Annotated in this window: 1 protein-coding gene; it reads left to right on the top strand. The window is 39.3% G+C overall.

Going from position 1 to position 272, the window contains the following annotated elements:
* The coding region (locus tag DNK84_RS00485) for an amino acid permease (protein ID WP_162902123.1) at window positions 1–272 on the top strand (272 nt) is incomplete at both ends.

Genomic DNA, 272 nt, shown 5'->3' with positions numbered 1-272 from the left:
GGTGGTTTGGCCTTCTGGCGATGATTCCAACAGAAGCACAGGCGACTGTTCAGTATTTAAGCCCTTTTATCAGCTTCACGCACCTTTATGAAGGCAATGCTTTAACATTTTCAGGCAGAATACTGGCCATTGTTATCCTTATGATCTATTTCCTTATTAACTATTTTGGGATTAAGCTTTTATCTCGTGTGAATAATGTTGCAACCATATTTAAAATAAGCATACCCACGATCACGATTTTAGTGCTCTTAGCCGCACATTTTGATACCAGC

Source organism: Facilibium subflavum, from assembly GCF_003574485.1.
Lineage (GTDB): Bacteria > Pseudomonadota > Gammaproteobacteria > Francisellales > Francisellaceae > Facilibium > Facilibium subflavum.
This window is presented reverse-complemented; position numbering and strand designations above follow the sequence as displayed.